The sequence below is a fragment of the Microbacterium sp. P5_E9 genome, from assembly GCF_054049175.1.
In genome coordinates, this window is the sequence record NZ_JBFUMV010000185.1 from 1 (window position 1) to 504 (window position 504).

The window sequence follows — 504 nt, forward strand, 5'->3', positions numbered from 1 at the left end:
GTACTACATCGAGCAATACCTGCTGGATGAGATCGTCCGCCGCAACGCCTCGGCGCCGGGCCTGATCGATATCCGCTGGGGCAGCACGCTGACCGGATTCACGGAGGAGCCGGATGGCCTGCTGCTGTCGGTGCGCAATGCGCTCGGGGACTACGCCCTGCGCGGCCAGTGGCTGGCGGCCTGCGACGGCGGCCAGAGCTTCGTGCGCAAGACGCTCGGCCTCGAGCTGGTGGGCACCGGCTACGAGGGCCGCTACGTGATCATCGACATCGAGCTGCACAGCACGCATCCGACCGAGCGCCGGGCCTGGATCGACCCGCCGTGGAACCCGGGCTCGACCGTTCTGATGCACAAGCAGCCCGACGACATCTGGCGCATCGACTACCAGCTGCGCGCTGGCCAGAGCACCGAGGAGGCACTGCAGCCCGCGGCGGTGCAGGAGTTCGTGCAGCGGCATCTTGATGCCATCGGCGAAGGCCACCTGCCCTGGCACACGGTCTGGAC

General features: G+C 68.3%; 1 protein-coding gene. It reads left to right on the top strand.

Annotated elements, in window-relative coordinates:
* The coding region (locus ACXJ3V_RS20895) for an FAD-dependent monooxygenase (RefSeq protein WP_457102271.1) at positions 1-504 on the top strand (504 nt) is incomplete at both ends.